Here is a 16454-nt window from a genome sequence, read left to right as displayed (position 1 = left end):
CCGGTAATGAAAATTCTGGTGATCGGCCCGTCGTGGGTCGGCGATATGATGATGTCGCAAAGTCTCTATCGTACGCTCAAGGCCGAACATCCTGATGCGGTGATTGATGTGATGGCACCTGAATGGTGCCGTCCTTTACTTTCCCGAATGCCTGAAGTGAATCAGGCGCTGGCCATGCCACTCGGCCATGGAGCGCTGGCGATAGGCGAGCGCCGCCGTTTGGGTAAATCACTGCGCGATCAGGGTTATGATCGCGCTTACGTGTTGCCCAACTCATTCAAATCGGCATTGGTGCCCTTTTTTGCGGGTATTCCTCGCCGCGTCGGCTGGCGCGGAGAAATGCGCTATGGTCTGTTGAATGATGTGCGGGTACTGGATAAGGCCGCGTTTCCTTTAATGGTAGAGCGTTATGTTGCGCTGGCCTATGACACGCCTTTCCGTTCAGCCCGTCAACTGCCACAACCCTTGCTGAAACCGCAGTTACAGGTCAGCGAAGCGGAAAAAAGCGTAATGGCTGCGCAGTTTCAACTTTCCTCTGAGCGCCCGGCTATTGGCTTTTGCCCCGGCGCCGAATTTGGTCCGGCAAAACGCTGGCCGCATTTTCACTACGCCGCACTGGCAGAACAGTTAATTCGCGAAGGGTTTCAGATCCTGCTGTTCGGTTCAGTAAAAGATGGCCCTACTGGCGAAGAAATCATCGCGTCGCTGCCCGAGAAAAGTCGTGAGCATTGCCGCAATCTGGCAGGTCAAACCCAGCTGGAACAGGCTGTCACTCTGCTGGCCCAGTGCCGGGCGATAGTGAGCAATGACTCTGGTCTTATGCACATTGCCGCCGCGTTGAACCGCCCACTGGTGGCTTTATATGGTCCCAGTAGCCCGGACTTCACCCCGCCGCTGTCGGATCAGGCGCGTATCATCCGTTTAATCAGCGGTTACCATCGCGTCCGTAAAGGGGATGCTGAGCAGGGCTACCATCAAAGCCTGATTGACATCCAGCCTTCACAAGTCCATGAAAGATTACGCAGTTTGTTGCGTGAAGCCCAGGAGAGTTCATGCACGTCCTGATTGTTAAAACCTCGTCAATGGGGGATGTGCTCCATACGTTACCTGCCCTGACTGATGCTATGCATGCCCTTCCCGGTATTCGTTTTGATTGGGTGGTAGAAGAAAATTTTGCCCAGATTCCTGCATGGCATCCCGCCGTTGATAAGGTTCTGCCCGTTGCAATCCGTCGCTGGCGTAAGCACTGGTTCGGCAGCGAGCAGCGTGAAGAACGTGTTCGATTTAAACGCGATTTACAGTCTCGCCACTATGATGTGGTGATTGATGCTCAGGGGCTGATTAAGAGTGCCGCACTCGTGACGCGTCTGGCTAAAGGTGTCAAGCACGGTCTGGACAGCCGCAGTGCGCGTGAACCCTTTGCCAGTTGGTGGTACGACAAAAAGCACGAGGTCAGTAAGCAGCAACACGCAGTAGAGAGGACCCGGGAACTGTTCGCGAAAAGCCTGGGTTATGAGAAGCCGCAAACGCAGGGAGACTATGCTATTGCTGGCCATTTCCGCAATGTGGCATTACAGGGTGAAAACGCTTATCTGGTCTTCCTGCATGCCACGACCCGTGATAACAAGCACTGGCCGGAATCCCACTGGCGCGAGTTAATTGAACGGCTCCAGCCGACAGGTTTGCGCGTAAAACTGCCCTGGGGCGCTGAGCATGAGCATCAGCGTGCGATCCGGCTGGCTGAGGGTTTTGAGCATGTAGAGGTATTGCCCAGGCTCACTCTTGAAGCGGTTGCTCAGCAGCTGGCAGGTGCGAAAGCTGTTGTCTCAGTAGACACAGGTTTGAGCCATATGGCAGCAGCACTGGACAGACCCAATATTACGTTATACGGTCCGACCGATCCCGGCTTGATTGGTGGTTACGGACAAAATCAGCATGTTTTGCGTCCTGCAGAGGGCAGCAAATTGGCAGATATTAGCGCTAAGGACGTGGCAGATATGGTTTTTGAGATTACCGCATGAAGAAACTTCATATCATTAATCTCGGCAAAATGGGTGGCGTTGAGCGTCTTTTCCTACAGTACATCAACGATTTTTCTGACGGGCGTGACGATGTTATTTGCATCAGTAACGAGATCGATGATGACATTCGCCGTCACATCCCTCAACAAAAAATCATCTTCGCCAATCGATGGTTAAATAACCTGAAAATAAAAGTCCCACAATTTCTTCGGAAATATTTGCTACAAAAGCGCGTAGAGTCGAGCGATGCCGATGTAATCGTCGTCTGGGATTTGATTCCGGGATTAAGCGCAAAACCTGAGCGGGCAAGTCTGGTTTATTACGATCATGGCTGCTCATGGCGATATCCCAAAAATAAAAAAACGCTGGGCTTTATGGCCATGCTGGATGGTGTCATTTCTGCTTCTTATGCCTCTAATCGCGTGATGCAGCTTCGTTTTAATCTGCCCTGTCCCCATCACGTAGTGATTAACCGCATCATGGTGCCTCAGGGAATCCATTCTGGCATCCGGACGCTAAATAACCCGATCCGTCTCGGCACTGCTGCTCGTCAGGTTAGCCTGAAGGGTATTAGCGTCGCGCTGTTAGCTTTAAAGGAATTACGCCAGCGCGGCCGGAATGTCGTACTGGAAATTGCGGGAAAAGGGCCCGATCATGATGCTTTTGTTGCACTCGCTAAACGTTTAGATATCAGCGAATTCGTTACTTTCAGCGGTTTTCAGCATGACATTGGTGCATTTTTCAATCGTATTGATATTTATCTCAGCACACCTGTCACTGAACCCTTTGGTCTTTCCTGTATGGAAGCACTCTATTTCGGCGTCCCCGTGATATTCCCGATGATCGATGGACAACCTGAAGTGGTCAGGCATCAACAATGTGGCCTGGGGTTGATTCCTTCAGTAACGATTGATGAACATGAAAAATTAACAGGAATTCATGTGGATTTCCCTTATAAGATTTACGATCCTGTGCGGGATGTAATGCAAGACGCCAAACTGGTTTCTCATATTGATTGCGCCGATGCCGTTGACGTTTTATCTCAGCATGAAACCTATCAGCAATACAGTGACACAGCAAAAAACTGGACAGCAGAACATTTTGATTATGCGCTGTTTAAGACAGAATTTAACGATGCTTTAATGGACGTTATAAGAAAAAAATGAAAACTGACCATTTAATTATTAAAAAAGAGGCCTTATCTCGCACTATAAAAATACTTATTTTTATAGGGTGTATCTTTTCCTTTATTACTTCGCCGTTCGGTGGTTCTCTTGGCAGAAATGCGTTTTATCTGACGAGTTATCTCTCTTTTTTATTGGTCGTTTTCAATCTAAAAACTTATCTCGTTAACAAACGCAACCTAATATTACCTGGGGCATTTTTTGCTGTTGGGATTATCAGCATAATCTGGACAGTAATGTATAAACAGCCCGGTGATTTTATTAGTCTTTATCGACAGTACCAGTCGACAGGGCGACTACAGATTGCTGCCGCATTTATTTTACTTGTGACGCTCAATGAAAAAGCAGCCCTGCAAAAAAATACAATCATTGCTGCCATTCTTTGTGGGCTGGTTGTGAACGGCTATGCGATTTACCAGGGCATTGACATGCATATCCATCGTGTAGAGCTGAATTTCGACAGGGCGACGGTTGCCGCCTATATTATTACGGCGGTTAACCTGGTTTTCATTAAAGCGGTCTTACTCTTAAAATCAAGACACAGAGTCCTGCTTTTCCTTGCTGCCTTTACCTTTAGCTATGCTTCGATCGTGCTGACCGGAACGCGGGCCGCGATGCTTGCTTATCCAGTCCTGACCTTGATCATTGTGCTGATGAGTACTCACATCATCAGCCGCCGACATAAAATCATTCTGTTCACGCTGGTCCCTGTGATGATTGCGCTAAGTGCAGCCATCTTCCATAACGTTATTGCTTTGCGCATTCAACAATTTAATGAAGATATTGCGCATAAGCATGAGCAAAAAGGTGAAAACTCGATTATTTCGCGCTTAAGTATGCAAACTGTGGCATTTCGGACAGGCTCAGAAGCCATTTGGGGAGAGTCCGCTGAGCAAAGAGCGGAGGAAGCAAAAGCCATTGTGGCAAAAGAACCCGCACTTTATGGCGCGCTTACTTATCTCACGGTTCACATGCATAACGAAGTAATGGAAACCTTTTCGATTAAAGGCATTCTGGGCGTGCTGGCGCTGATTGGCCTGTATTTCTGTTTATTATATAATGCTCTGCTGCCTTATCGTAATCCAGCGTTGTTGGCCGTGACCATTTCGCTCATAACCTATGGTCTGAGCGACGTCATCTTTTTCAGTACTGAAGGCACATTGATCTATTGCCTGGCTGTCATCATGAGTATCTTACTCATAAAAACATCCGATGGATTACAGGAAACGGAATGAGTCAACACCGGGACTGGCTATTAAGCATCATCATCCCTCTATATAATAGTCAACAATATATTCATTCTTGCCTGACGTCGCTGTTCATTCAGGCAGGTGAGGATATCCAGGTCATCATTATCGATGATGGTTCGACAGATGACTCTGCGCTGCGTGTTAAAGAATTGCTGAGCACAAATCCACCCTGTTCAGTTGAATTTATCCAGCAAACTAATCAGGGCGTTTCTGCTGCCCGCAATGCAGGCCTTCAGGAAGCCAAAGGTAAATTCATTACCTTTCTGGATGCTGATGATTTGCTCAGCAGGAACTATCTCTCAATTATCCGGCCGCTATTGTTAGCCGATGTGGATGACCTGATTGATTTTAATTATGCCCGATTTGAGCACAGTATTCCGGAAGCCACAGATGACGAACTGCCCCAACGCATCTCGTACGATTTTTCAGGTCAGGGGTTGAATTGCCTGAATTCACTCTTTACCCGATCCATGTGGCACCTGTGGAATCGCATTTACAGACGCACTTTGCTGGAAGGTGAGCGCTTTGAAGTAGGGAGACGTTACGAGGACGTGATGTTCACTCCCTTTCAATACCTGAAAACACAAAAAATCGCTCATCTTGAGAACACACTCTATTACTACCGTGATAACAACCACAGTATTACGCGGAATGTACGCAAGAGTGATATTCAGGATATGCTGTTCGCGATGAACAAAATGTGTAAGATGGCGCAGTCAAATAATGAACTGCGCGATCTTGCGGCGGGCATGATCGTTAATTGCTTTAATGAAGCCAAAAGCATGTCGAAAAAAGTTTATGGCTTTTATCATTATGACAATCAGACTAAACACGCAATCAAGTCTGCGGCACGTCTTTGCAAGGGCAGTTGCAAAACAAAAAAATACATGCAAATGCGCTACCCGGAAGTCGACACGTTTTTTTCATGGCTTCGCTACAAAAGCCAATAGCGGGCCTTTAACGTTCCCCCGGTCATGACACCGGGGAATGTTTTTTCTTTAGGGCGTATTCAGTCAGCGTCATGCCCTGAGTGCGTACCTGAAGCCAGCTAAACAGCTGTTCCAAATCATCATACAGACGGTCTATATCAGCGTGGTTTTTGAAGGTCGGGCTCCCGTCTGGCATAAATTCAGACGAATGCAGCATGAACTCAACATAATCATTGCCCTGCGCCAGGGTTTGTTCAACCACCTGTTTCATTTGTGCCAGATTTCCACCCACGGGCCTCAACCAGTTTACCCTTGCTCCTCTTGATTTACCCCGAACATTATCCCAGGCTTTTTTTAGCGTATTTTTCAATGCGCCATGCCGGTACTGAATGCTCATCGGTAATTCTAATAAGGTCGAGTCGCCAGGTTTCGAAATGTCGTTGATATCGACATAATAAGCCTGGTCAGGGAAACCACTGTAATCGGTACCGCCCGTTCCCTGAGGTGCCCCCAACGAATTGCGCCAGTCAACACGTGGTGTGACGGAGCAGTCCACCAGATAACCATGCTCAATTAGTGCGCGTGCGTATATTTCATTAAAGGCCCAGCGACCGGCCCGATGACTGCGCATTTTTGTCTCAAAGGCGGTCTCAAGCAAATCCGTCATACGGGCGACTTTATCCCGCAGGATGTTTTCAGGATATTCAATCAGGTAAGGTTTATAACGCCAGTCATCTTCAGTCAGCGCATAATCAGGAGGACTATACCAGGCGTGCAGATGCATACCGATTTCACCCTGCCCCCGTGAAAGAAGGTCACGCCCGAATTCAACATAAGCCGGATCGCTAACCATTTCATAGTTGGTAAGCCAGGTAGGTTTGAACGCGTATTTTTCGCACAGAGACTGAAAACGTGGCAAAAACCGAACATTGTGCGTAGTGACATTGCCACTGCGATTGCGCCAGATATTATCGCCTTCAGTATCCAGGGTGATTAAAAACGCGGGTTTGTCCATAACTTATCCAACAAGCGGTAGAGATCATCCTGCTATGTTACGCAGGGCAACCGACGCAAGCAAAACTATAATTGTCCACAGCGCGATCTTTATCCGTGGTCAGCCGCTAAGTGATATCCTAGAATAATGCGTTTAATCAGGATGTCTTCATCGTAAAAATACGGTAGAAGTATGGCGATGTTTTCTTGATATTCAGTGAGATACCTCAGAACAGTCCGGTCCGTTTTTTGGTATCCCTTTTATGACGGGAAATGTCAGCGTTGAGATCATGCATAAATTGTCGGCGTTGATGAGGTGGTAAGTTGTCCAAGCGTATTTTGATGATAATTGATGGGTTACCCGGCGGCGGCGCTGAAAAAGTGGTGCTGACGCTGGCTCAGGGTATGATCAATGAAGGACATCGCGTATCGCTTTTTTCACTGCGGGACGTTTGCGATTATGCCCTTCCGGCAGGGCTTGATTATCAGGTTATTCGCGACACATGTCGTCGCCCCTGGCGGAAGCTCACAGAAACAGCTCGCCGTGCCACTCTGCTGGACAATGCCGTCCGACTCAGCGAGGCCCGGGAGGGCAAATTTGATTTAGTGCTCTCACATCTTCATAAAACTGACCGCATTGTAAGCGCTTCGCGTGCACTTAACGCCCTTAAGACCTGGTACTGCATCCACGGCGTCTTTTCAGCCTCTTATCTGGCGCGCAAATCCGGCTTTTCGTTGTGGCTTAAACGTCAGAAAATCCGTCACGTCTATCGTAATCGCCAGGTGATAGCCGTTTCTCAGTATGCGCTTGATGATCTAATTACACGCGTTGGCGTGAAACCTTCCCGGACCGGTGTGATTTTCAATCCTTTTGATTTTGATGAAATCAGACAACGCGCATCAGAACCGTGCCCACTTGCAGGCACTGAATTTCTTCTACATATCGGGCGCTTTCATGAAACTAAACGCCACGACCGTTTGCTGGATGCTTATGCGCAAAGTGGGATTCACGCACCTTTAGTTCTACTGGGTCAAGGCAACGAAGGGGCAAAAGAAAAGTTATATCGTCTGGCTCAACAATTGAGTATTTCAGACCGCGTACAATTTGCAGGCTTTCAGTCGAATCCTTATCCCTGGCTACGGCATGCGCGAATGCTGATTTTGAGTTCGGACAGTGAAGGATTTGGCAATGTGCTGATTGAAGCCATGAGCTGTGGAACGCCGGTGGTCAGCACGCGATGCCCCGGTGGACCTGCAAGTATTTTAACCGGCGATTTAGCACGCGGTCTTTCTGAAATGAATGCCGCCTCGCTGGCTGAAAAAATGCGTGACATCTACGCTAATCCGCCCGATTTGAACCAGGTGGACTTAAGCATCTATAGTCTTTCCACGATTTGTCACCAATATCTGCAGTTAGCGGAGACCTGAACCCTCGCGCTCGCCGTTACTTAATTTTTTTGCTCGTTAGCCGTTCTGTCATCGCCTTAACAGATGACAGGAACGGCATGTTCGAGAGGGGCTATGTCTTATTCAGGACGTCTGAAAAAAAACAGGCGACTCACAGAAGGTTGACTGCCTGTATTCTCCTTTTTGCGAGATCCCCTCGAGTTCTCGCCAGGCGTGGATAACGTATTCCGGGGTGAAATCATTGCTTTCACCAGAAGGTGACTGCAAAATTTTGTATTCACCTGACCACGGATGCCAGCCAAGGGCATCCGTATCACCAAAAAACACGACCTGTTTTTTGTGCAAACCCGCTGCGATATGCATTTGACCGCCGTCACTACACAAAATCTGATCACAGCAATGAAAACCCGCCATCAGATCACGCACTGACCCTGTAGGATAGGCTGCTATTCGTGAAGAATTAACTAACTGTAGGAGCTTTTCAGCACGCGCGTTATCTCCCATATCCTCAGGCCCCAGCGCACCCTGAGGTGACCAAAACAGTAATACGCGAGCCTTTTCATCCTTTAAGAGGTGATGGATAAACGCAGCATAATTATCTATTGCCCAGCGGCGCTTTGCACAGCGACTGCTGATATGCACGCCATAAGTCTGGCCCTCAACGGGAAACAACGCATGTACACGCGATTCTGCCTCCTCCCGCTCTGACTTTGTCAGATAAACTCTTACGGGGGGAACGTCGGGTAAATGAGCGGTTAACGATGAGAGGTAAGAGTAGGTGTGTTCAACCTGATGATTTCCAGAAAAATCTGCGCTACTGAAACTTCGGGTAAACCCTTGATTAGGCTGGCCCGCGCCAATGATATTTGTTGCTCCCGCTAAACGTGCGAGACGCAGGCTGTACCTGCAGGGCACCGGATTGGCCAGCACTACCGCATCAAAACGAGTCTGACGCAACATCCAGAAAATTTTCAAACGATGCCAGTAGACACCCATTGCGCTCTCGTTTTTACTACGGTGTTTGGCTTTTTTATAGACATGTAGCGAATCAATGTGGGGATTATTCAGCACCACATCCTGCGCGACTTTGTTAACCAATAATGTCAGTTTTGCCTCGGGAAAAACCTTTTTAATACCTTCCAGCAGCGGGGTGGTACACACCATATCCCCGATGTTATCGCGCCTGATGACGAGAATATTTTTCATACTGTGCCCAGGTTAAAACAGTCATAGCCGGGCTTTTGATCACCCGCACGCAAAAGTTGCATAAAAAATAATTTCTGCTACTCGTTTATTTGACCCTAAATGCACAAAAAGTTCTGAATGCTTTCGTAATAATGCGGGCAAAGTTCCGCCTAGATTTCACTAAAATGCATAATGCCGTGATACAGAATTCGCCTTTATTGTCCATTATCACGCCGATGTTTAATGCTGGTGCCGGTTTTGAAAGCTTTATCCAGTCTTTACTGGCGCAGACGCTCACATCACTTGAAATCATCATCGTTGATGATGGTTCCACCGATGACTCCGGTAAACAGGCTGACAACTACGCGCAACGCTATCCTCACATTCGGGTCATTCACCAACCAAACGGTGGCGTATCCCGTGCGCGCAATGCTGGCCTGGCAGTGGCTCGCGGCAAGTACGTGACCTTTCCTGATGCTGATGACACCATGAAGCCCGACATGTACCAGACGCTGACAGATATGGCAGAAGCGGATAATCTGGATGTAGCGCAATGTAACGCTGAATGGTTTTTTCCGGCCGACAATGCGATTCAACCGCTAATACCGCTGGAGCGCCTTTCTGGCACGACAGTTCTCAGCGGCCCAGAGTGGCTTAACAAGGCGCTGAAAACACATCGCTATAAGCATGTTGTCTGGCTGGGCATTTATCGCCGTGAACTGATTGAAAAAACAAAACTGGCGTTCGAACCCGGACTACACCATCAGGACATTCCGTGGACGACAGAACTTATGCTCAATGTGCAGCGCGTGCGCTACACCGACAGACAACTGTACCGTTATCATACGCATGACGCTTCAATCAGTAACCGCAAGCGCACCGGACAGGCCAATGTCGAATATCAGCGCCATTACCTGAAAATTGCCAGAATGCTGGAAGAGATTAATGCGCGCTACCGCGATAAAGTTAAAATATACCCGACGTTCCATTATCAGGTAACGCACGAAGCCCTGAGCGTTTGTCACAGTATTCGACGTGAGCCCGATGAGGCTGCGCGTCAGGCGATGATTGCAGATGTGTTCGCGACCGGGACGCACAAACGTATGTTGCGCAATGCACGTGGTATTAAGCAGTGGTATCACCTGCTGCTGTGGCTGGGACGGATTTATTACTGGCGCAGGAAATAAGCGCCGTCACTTGCTTTAACCCCTAAAGGGTTTGCCCTACAATCAGCTCACTGAATTTTGAGAGCATTTGAGTATGACAAGCCCGATTCCAGTCCAGTTTGCACCGAAAAAAATACTGATAATCAAACTGCGTCATCATGGCGACATGCTGCTGACCACGCCTGTCATCAATGCTTTGCATCGGCATTACCCACAGGCCGTGATTGATGTTCTGCTCTATAAAGAAACCCGTCCTATGCTGGAAGCACATCCTGCCATCCGCCATCTGCATGTCATTGACCGCGGCTGGAAAAAGGAAGGTGGCTGGCAAAAATTCCGCCATGAAATGGCGCTGGTCGCTGCCGTCCGCAACTGTCAGTATGACCTGGTCATTAACCTTGCCGATCAGTGGCGCAGCGCCATTATCACCGGTTTATCTGGTGCACCAGTACGTATTGGCTTTGCCTTCACAAAACGTGACAAGGCCATCTGGCGCTGGTGCCACACGCATTTGGTTACCACTGAAAATCATGAGCAATTACACACAGTGGAACAAAATCTGTCCGCACTTTCTCCATTGACTATTCCAGCGGAAGGCATCGGTGCCTCAATGCATTTCAGCCCCGACGATGCGCAAAAAGTGCAGGACAAGCTCCGTCAGCAGCAGGTTGCCGGGGGCTATATTGTTTTACAGCCCACTTCACGCTGGCAGTTTAAATGTTGGGAAGAGGACAAGGTCGCGGCCACCATCGATCAGTTAGCCCAAGCCGATCGCAAAGTGATACTGACGGCAGGCCCCGATGCAAATGAACGGGAGATGGTCGAACGTATTCTGGCACAATGCCATTCCCCTCACGTTATCTCGTTTGCGGGTCAACTCTCTTTACCTCAGTTGGCGGCGCTTATCGCGGGCGCGCAACTCTTTATCGGTGTCGACTCCGCGCCCATGCATATGGCGGCGGCGCTGGATACACCCTGCATCGCCCTTTTCGGACCGACCAAGCTGCAGCACTGGCGTCCGTGGGGAGATAACAATCGGGTGATCTGGGCGGGCGACTATGGATCTCTGCCCCATCCGGATTCTATTGATACCCGGACCGATCAGCGTTATTTATCGGCCATCCCGGTTGAGGATGTCGTGAATGCCGCAAGGAGCTATCTGAATGCGTAAGTTACGTCTGGCCATTGTCCGGCAAAAATATCGTCCTGATGGCGGCGCAGAACGGTTTATCTCACGCGCGCTGGAAGCGCTGGGAAGTGAGCAACTGGATCTCAATATCATTACCCGCAGCTGGCAGGGCAAACCCAACCCAGACTGGCATCTGCACATCTGTAATCCAGGCAAACTGGGGCGGGTTTCACGCGAGCGAGGATTTGCACAGGCTGCGCGGGCCTGCTGGGAGCGGGAGAAGTTTGATATCGTACAAAGCCATGAGCGCATCGCAGGCTGTGATATTTTTCGGGCCGGCGATGGCGTTCACCGTGTCTGGCTTGAGCAACGTGCCCGCATTGTATCACCACTACAGCGCCTGAGTGCCAGCCTGAGTCCTTACCATCGTTACGTTTTGCGGGCGGAAGCGGACATGTTCCAGTCTCCCTCACTGAAAGCGGTGATCTGCAATTCTGAGATGGTAAAACAAGACATTTTGCGCTGTTTTACGCTGCAGGCAGACAAAATACACGTTATCTACAATGCGATTGATGCCACGCGCTTTCAGCCTGCGACCGAGGCCACGCGCCATGCCATGCGGACCCAACTGAATCTGCCCACCAACGCGACAGTGCTGATTTACGTGGGATCGGGTTTTGAACGCAAAGGCCTGAAAGCGGCCATTGAAGCGCTGGCCAACAGTCATCGTTATCTGATTGTGGTAGGCCAGGACAAACAGGTAAAACGTTATCAGCAGTTGGCTAATCAACTGAACTGCCTTGACCGCTTGCGTTTTGTCGGCGTGCAGCAGGACGTACAGCCTTTCTATCATGCTGCCGATGGTTTGCTGCTGCCGACCTTATATGATCCCTTCCCCAACGTCGTACTGGAGGCGATGGCCTGTGGTTTACCGGTCATTACCAGCACCGGCTGTGGCGGCGCTGAGTTTATTCGCGAAGGCCAGGAAGGATTTGTTCGCGATGCGCTGGATATTAAAGGCCTGAACCAGGCGATAAACGCCCTGTCGAGTCTGACCGTCGACGCGCGAATGGGAGAAGCGGCGCGGCGCAGGGTTGAGCCATACAGCCCACAGCACCTGGCGCATTCCCTTACCTCCCTCTATGAGCAGGTGCTGCGTACCCAATCATGATGTGAGATGAGTGATCATGCTGTTTCTGATAATATGCAGTAATCTGACTTTAAACTGCTTTTTTGACGCCAACGTGTCATAACGGTAACTATGACGACCATTTACACCGCATTGCTCTATTTCATTCAGCCACTCATCTGGCTGCGCCTGTGGCTGCGCGGTCGTAAAGCCCCGGCCTATCGCAAACGCTGGGCAGAGCGTTATGGCTACTGCGCCGGAAAAGTGAAGCCGGACGGCATTGTCCTGCATTCGGTTTCTGTGGGGGAAACGCTGGCGGCGGTGCCGTTGGTACGCGCGCTGCGTCATCGCTATCCTACCCTGCCCATTACCGTGACCACCATGACGCCAACCGGTTCGGAGCGCGCGCAGTCCGCTTTTGGCAAAGATGTACACCATGTCTATTTGCCTTACGACTTACCCGGCGCCATTAATCGTTTTCTTGATACGGTGAATCCACGTTTGGTCATCATTATGGAAACGGAGCTGTGGCCTAATATCATCCGTATTCTGCATCAGCGCCATATTCCGCTGGTGATCGCCAATGCTCGCCTGTCAGAACGCTCAGCCAAAGGCTATCGCAAGCTGGGCAAGTTTATGCGCAATCTCCTGCAGAGCATCACGCTGATCGCTGCGCAAAATGCCGAGGATGGTGAGCGTTTTATCCAGCTTGGGCTGAAACGCTCTCACCTGTCGATCACCGGCAGCCTGAAATTCGATATTTCAGTTACTCCCGAGCTGGCGGCACGCGCCGTCACGCTGCGTCGCCAATGGGCTCCGCGCCGTCCGGTCTGGATCGCGACCAGTACACATGAAGGTGAAGAAGCGATTCTGTTGGATACGCATCGCCGTTTACTGGAGACCTTTCCCGATCTGCTTCTGATTTTGGTACCACGCCATCCTGAGCGCTTCAACGATGCGCGCGAACTTACTCAAAAACGTCACTTCAGCTTTACCTTACGCAGTAGCGGAGAGATCCCCTCCAGTTCAACACAGGTTGTCATTGGTGACTCAATGGGCGAACTGATGCTGCTCTACGGTATAGCCGACCTGGCTTTCGTAGGAGGCAGCCTGGTTGAGCGTGGCGGTCATAATCCGCTGGAACCGGCAGCCCATGCTATCCCGGTACTGATGGGCCCGCATACCTGGAACTTCAAAGATATTTGCAGCAAACTGCAGGAGGCACAGGGATTGATCACTGTGACTGACGCGGCGTCGCTGGAAAAAGAAGTGACGAATTTGCTACAGGATGACGACTATCGTCGTTATTACGGTCGCCACGCCGTCGAGGTGCTGCACCAAAATCAGGGTGCGCTGCAGCGCCTGCTACAGTTACTTGAACCTCATTTACCGCCACGGGCTCATTGATGACCGCTACGCGCCAACGCCTTTCAGTGGTGATGATTGCCAAAAATGAAGCCGCCTTGCTGCCTGACTGTCTTGCGTCAGTCAGCTGGGCCGATGAAATTATCGTGCTGGATTCCGGAAGTACCGATGACACCTTCTCGCTGGCTCAACAGGCCGGCGCACAGGTTTTTCAGGCAACGGAATGGCAGGGTTATGGAAAACAACGCCAGAGGGCGCAAAGTTTTGCCAGTGGCGATATGATTTTGATGATCGATGCCGACGAGCGCGTGACGCCAGAATTGCGTCAGGCGATTGAACAGGTTCTGGAAGCGCCGCCGGGGCCAACCGTTTACAGCCTCAGTCGTAGCAACCTGTTCCTGGGCCGTTTTATGCGTCACAGCGGCTGGTATCCTGACAGAGTGATGCGTCTGTATCCTCGTACACTGGGTTATAACGATAATCAGGTCCATGAGTCACTCAAGACCGAAGGTGCGCCCGTTAAGGTACTGAAAGGGGATTTACAGCATCTGACCTGCCGTGACCTGATGGTTTTCCAGCGAAAACAACTGGCTTATGCTGAAGCCTGGGCGCAGGAAAGATTCCAGCATGGAAAAACGTGCAGCCTGTTTTCTGTCTTCAGTCATACAGCGGGTGCCTTTGTAAAAACGCTGCTGCTGCGTGCCGGATTCCTTGATGGCAAACAGGGCTGGCTACTGGCAGTCGTTAATGCCCAGTACACATTCAATAAATATGCAGCGCTTTGGGCGCTAAATAAGACTTCGGCGGAAGGGCGCACATGACGACAAAAGCGATTTATCCTGGCACCTTCGATCCCATTACCCTGGGCCATATTGATATCGTCACTCGTGCAGCACAGATGTTTGATCGGCTTGTTGTGGCGATTGCCGCCAGCCCGAGTAAAAAACCGCTGTTTACGCTGGACGAAAGAGTGGCGCTGGCGCAACAGGCCACTGCACATCTGCCCAATGTCGACGTGGTCGGTTTTAGCGATCTGATGGCAAACTTCGCCCGGGCGCAGCAGGCAAATGTGCTGGTTCGTGGATTACGTGCCGTGTCCGATTTTGAATATGAAATGCAGCTCGCGCGTATGAACCGACACCTGTTGCCAACGCTGGAAAGCGTATTTTTAATGCCTTCAGAAGGCTTTTCTTTTATCTCATCGTCACTGGTCAAAGAAGTGGCGCGGCATGGTGGCGATGTCTCTGCCTTCCTGTCCGCACCTGTCCATCAGGCCTTACTCGCAAAGCTGCCTTAATGCTGGCAGTTGGGGCACCAGTAGGTGCTGCGCTGCCCGTGCTTCCTACTCACAATCGGCGTGCCGCATGCCCTGCAGGGTTCGCCAGCCCGGCCGTAAACCTGTAACTCCTGAGCAAAATAGCCTGGCTTGCCATCGCTTTGTAAAAAGTCACGCAATGTCGTTCCACCCTGCTCGATAGAGCGGAGCAGTACCGCTTTAATAGTGTTAGCCAAAAACGCCGCTTCATCGTGAGACAAGCTCATCGCTGCTCGATCAGGCAGGATCCCTGCTGTAAACAGTGACTCGCTCGCATAAATATTGCCCACGCCCACCACGACTTTATTGTCCATCAACCACTGCTTGATCACCGTTCGCTTACCGCGGGATTTTTCAAACAAATAGTCGCCACTGAATATTTCACTCAGTGGTTCTGGACCTAAATGGGCAAGTACGCTGCTTCCGTCCAGATCGCTGCTCCACAACCAGGCACCAAAACGTCGGGGATCGGTGTAGCGCAGGACCTTCCCGTTGCTCATCACCAGGTCAACATGATCGTGTTTGGCGGCAGGCAATTCTTCGGGCAGAACGCGCAGACTGCCAGACATACCAAGATGGATAATGATCCAGCCGTGTGGCAGCTCAAGCAAAAGGTATTTAGCGCGCCGCTGAACACTCAGTACTGGCTGATCGCTTAATGCGAGGATTTCATTGGATACCGGCCAACGCAAGCGTGCGTTGCGAACGACGGCGTGAAGAATTGTTTGACCAACCAGATGTGGCTCAATGCCGCGTCGGCTGGTTTCTACCTCTGGCAACTCTGGCATAACCTCTCCCCTGCGCATTACACAAACAAAAAACCCGGCCGGAGCCGGGTTTTTAGCAGAACACCAAAATTATTTAATTTTGGCTTCTTTGTAGATCACATGCTGACGTACAACCGGATCGAACTTTTTCAGTTCAAGTTTTTCTGGTTTAGTACGTTTGTTCTTCGTGGTGGTATAGAAGTGACCTGTACCAGCAGAGGAAACCAGCTTGATCTTCTCACGAATACCTTTAGCCATGATTCAGTTCCTTAGTACTCTTAGTACTTCTCACCACGGGCACGCATGTCGGCTAACACCGTATCAATGCCCTTTTTATCAATAATACGCATACCTTTTACAGATACACGCAGAGTAACGAAGCGCTTCTCGCTCTCAACCCAAAAACGGTGTGAGTGCAGGTTCGGAAGGAAACGGCGTTTCGTCGCGTTCATTGCGTGGGAACGGTTGTTACCGGTCACCGGACGCTTTCCAGTTACCTGGCAGACTCGTGACATGTCTATTCTCCAAAAATCAAATCAGCTCGAGCTTTAAAAATTAGGTTTTGGCCGCCTCGTCAGGCTTGCAGCCCGCCAGGCGAGTTCCATGGAACCCGC

General features: G+C 50.3%; 17 protein-coding genes. 12 read left to right on the top strand and 5 right to left on the bottom strand.

Features of this window, described 5'->3' with window-relative positions:
* Nucleotides 1-6: 6 nt before the first annotated feature.
* Genes rfaF through GC087_RS00690 form a run of 5 tightly spaced genes read left to right on the top strand, consistent with a single transcriptional unit; the run spans nucleotide 7 to nucleotide 5405 of the window.
* Nucleotides 7-1065, top strand: coding sequence for an ADP-heptose--LPS heptosyltransferase RfaF (gene rfaF / locus GC087_RS00710; RefSeq protein WP_324029429.1), 1059 nt, complete (start codon nucleotides 7-9; stop codon nucleotides 1063-1065).
* Entirely contained in the window at nucleotides 1053-2021 is a 969-nt protein-coding gene (gene rfaC, locus GC087_RS00705; RefSeq protein ID WP_054632875.1) for a lipopolysaccharide heptosyltransferase RfaC, read from the top strand. The genes rfaF and rfaC overlap by 13 nt, the downstream gene beginning before the upstream one ends.
* Nucleotides 2018-3187 (top strand): glycosyltransferase, encoded by a 1170-nt coding sequence (locus GC087_RS00700; RefSeq protein WP_054632874.1) that lies wholly within the window; start codon nucleotides 2018-2020, stop codon nucleotides 3185-3187. The genes rfaC and GC087_RS00700 overlap by 4 nt, the downstream gene beginning before the upstream one ends.
* Complete coding sequence (locus GC087_RS00695; protein ID WP_164482766.1) at nucleotides 3184-4440, top strand: O-antigen ligase family protein; 1257 nt, start codon at nucleotides 3184-3186, stop codon at nucleotides 4438-4440. The genes GC087_RS00700 and GC087_RS00695 overlap by 4 nt, the downstream gene beginning before the upstream one ends.
* Nucleotides 4437-5405 carry a glycosyltransferase family 2 protein gene (locus GC087_RS00690; RefSeq protein WP_324030560.1) on the top strand — a complete coding sequence of 323 codons (969 nt, stop codon included), beginning with the start codon at nucleotides 4437-4439 and terminating at the stop codon, nucleotides 5403-5405. Before GC087_RS00695 ends, GC087_RS00690 begins: the two co-directional genes overlap by 4 nt.
* A 22-nt stretch (nucleotides 5406-5427) precedes the next feature.
* Here the strand turns inward: GC087_RS00690 and GC087_RS00685 are convergent, their stop codons facing one another.
* The gene (locus GC087_RS00685; RefSeq protein ID WP_054632871.1) at nucleotides 5428-6399 is read right to left on the bottom strand and encodes a polysaccharide deacetylase family protein; all 972 of its coding nucleotides are present in this window, start codon (nucleotides 6397-6399) and stop codon (nucleotides 5428-5430) included.
* A gap of 320 nt (nucleotides 6400-6719) precedes the next feature.
* Here GC087_RS00685 and GC087_RS00680 point away from each other — a divergent pair, with 320 nt between their 5' ends.
* Nucleotides 6720-7805, top strand: a complete 1086-nt coding sequence (locus GC087_RS00680) for a glycosyltransferase (protein WP_033738067.1) — start codon at nucleotides 6720-6722, stop codon at nucleotides 7803-7805.
* Between the two features lie 102 nt (nucleotides 7806-7907).
* On the opposite strand, the gene GC087_RS00675 is transcribed toward GC087_RS00680, so the two are convergent.
* The gene (locus GC087_RS00675) at nucleotides 7908-8990 is read right to left on the bottom strand and encodes a glycosyltransferase family 9 protein (RefSeq protein ID WP_054632869.1); all 1083 of its coding nucleotides are present in this window, start codon (nucleotides 8988-8990) and stop codon (nucleotides 7908-7910) included.
* A gap of 215 nt (nucleotides 8991-9205) precedes the next feature.
* On the opposite strand from GC087_RS00675, the gene GC087_RS00670 reads away from it, so the two are divergent.
* The 6 genes from GC087_RS00670 to coaD all read left to right on the top strand — a co-directional run bounded on the left by GC087_RS00670 (nucleotide 9206) and on the right by coaD (nucleotide 15055).
* Complete coding sequence (locus GC087_RS00670; protein ID WP_232379007.1) at nucleotides 9206-10156, top strand: glycosyltransferase; 951 nt, start codon at nucleotides 9206-9208, stop codon at nucleotides 10154-10156.
* Nucleotides 10157-10229: 73 nt separating this feature from the next.
* Nucleotides 10230-11306: a putative lipopolysaccharide heptosyltransferase III gene (gene rfaQ / locus GC087_RS00665; RefSeq protein ID WP_033738063.1), complete on the top strand. Its 1077-nt coding sequence runs from the start codon at nucleotides 10230-10232 to the stop codon at nucleotides 11304-11306.
* Complete coding sequence (locus GC087_RS00660) at nucleotides 11299-12435, top strand: glycosyltransferase family 4 protein (RefSeq protein WP_058701566.1); 1137 nt, start codon at nucleotides 11299-11301, stop codon at nucleotides 12433-12435. The genes rfaQ and GC087_RS00660 overlap by 8 nt, the downstream gene beginning before the upstream one ends.
* Before the next feature lie 90 nt (nucleotides 12436-12525).
* A complete protein-coding gene (waaA, locus tag GC087_RS00655) occupies nucleotides 12526-13800 on the top strand; it encodes a lipid IV(A) 3-deoxy-D-manno-octulosonic acid transferase (protein ID WP_039342468.1) in 1275 nt (424 codons plus the stop codon).
* Nucleotides 13800-14579 carry a glycosyltransferase family 2 protein gene (locus tag GC087_RS00650; protein WP_324029425.1) on the top strand — a complete coding sequence of 260 codons (780 nt, stop codon included), beginning with the start codon at nucleotides 13800-13802 and terminating at the stop codon, nucleotides 14577-14579. The genes waaA and GC087_RS00650 overlap by 1 nt, the downstream gene beginning before the upstream one ends.
* Nucleotides 14576-15055 carry a pantetheine-phosphate adenylyltransferase gene (gene coaD / locus GC087_RS00645; protein WP_006121252.1) on the top strand — a complete coding sequence of 160 codons (480 nt, stop codon included), beginning with the start codon at nucleotides 14576-14578 and terminating at the stop codon, nucleotides 15053-15055. The genes GC087_RS00650 and coaD overlap by 4 nt, the downstream gene beginning before the upstream one ends.
* On the opposite strand, the gene mutM is transcribed toward coaD, so the two are convergent.
* The 3 genes from mutM to rpmB all read right to left on the bottom strand — a co-directional run bounded on the left by mutM (nucleotide 15052) and on the right by rpmB (nucleotide 16355).
* Nucleotides 15052-15861 (bottom strand): bifunctional DNA-formamidopyrimidine glycosylase/DNA-(apurinic or apyrimidinic site) lyase, encoded by an 810-nt coding sequence (mutM, locus tag GC087_RS00640; RefSeq protein ID WP_324029423.1) that lies wholly within the window; start codon nucleotides 15859-15861, stop codon nucleotides 15052-15054. The two genes, coaD and mutM, sit on opposite strands and share 4 nt — an antisense overlap.
* 69 nt (nucleotides 15862-15930) lie before the next feature.
* A complete protein-coding gene (gene rpmG, locus GC087_RS00635) occupies nucleotides 15931-16098 on the bottom strand; it encodes a 50S ribosomal protein L33 (protein WP_001051798.1) in 168 nt (55 codons plus the stop codon).
* Between the two features lie 20 nt (nucleotides 16099-16118).
* Nucleotides 16119-16355, bottom strand: coding sequence for a 50S ribosomal protein L28 (gene rpmB, locus GC087_RS00630; protein ID WP_006121249.1), 237 nt, complete (start codon nucleotides 16353-16355; stop codon nucleotides 16119-16121).
* Nucleotides 16356-16454 lie beyond the last annotated feature (99 nt).

The organism is Pantoea sp. JZ2, assembly GCF_035191405.1.
Taxonomy (GTDB): Bacteria; Pseudomonadota; Gammaproteobacteria; order Enterobacterales; family Enterobacteriaceae; genus Pantoea; species Pantoea stewartii.
This window is presented reverse-complemented; position numbering and strand designations above follow the sequence as displayed.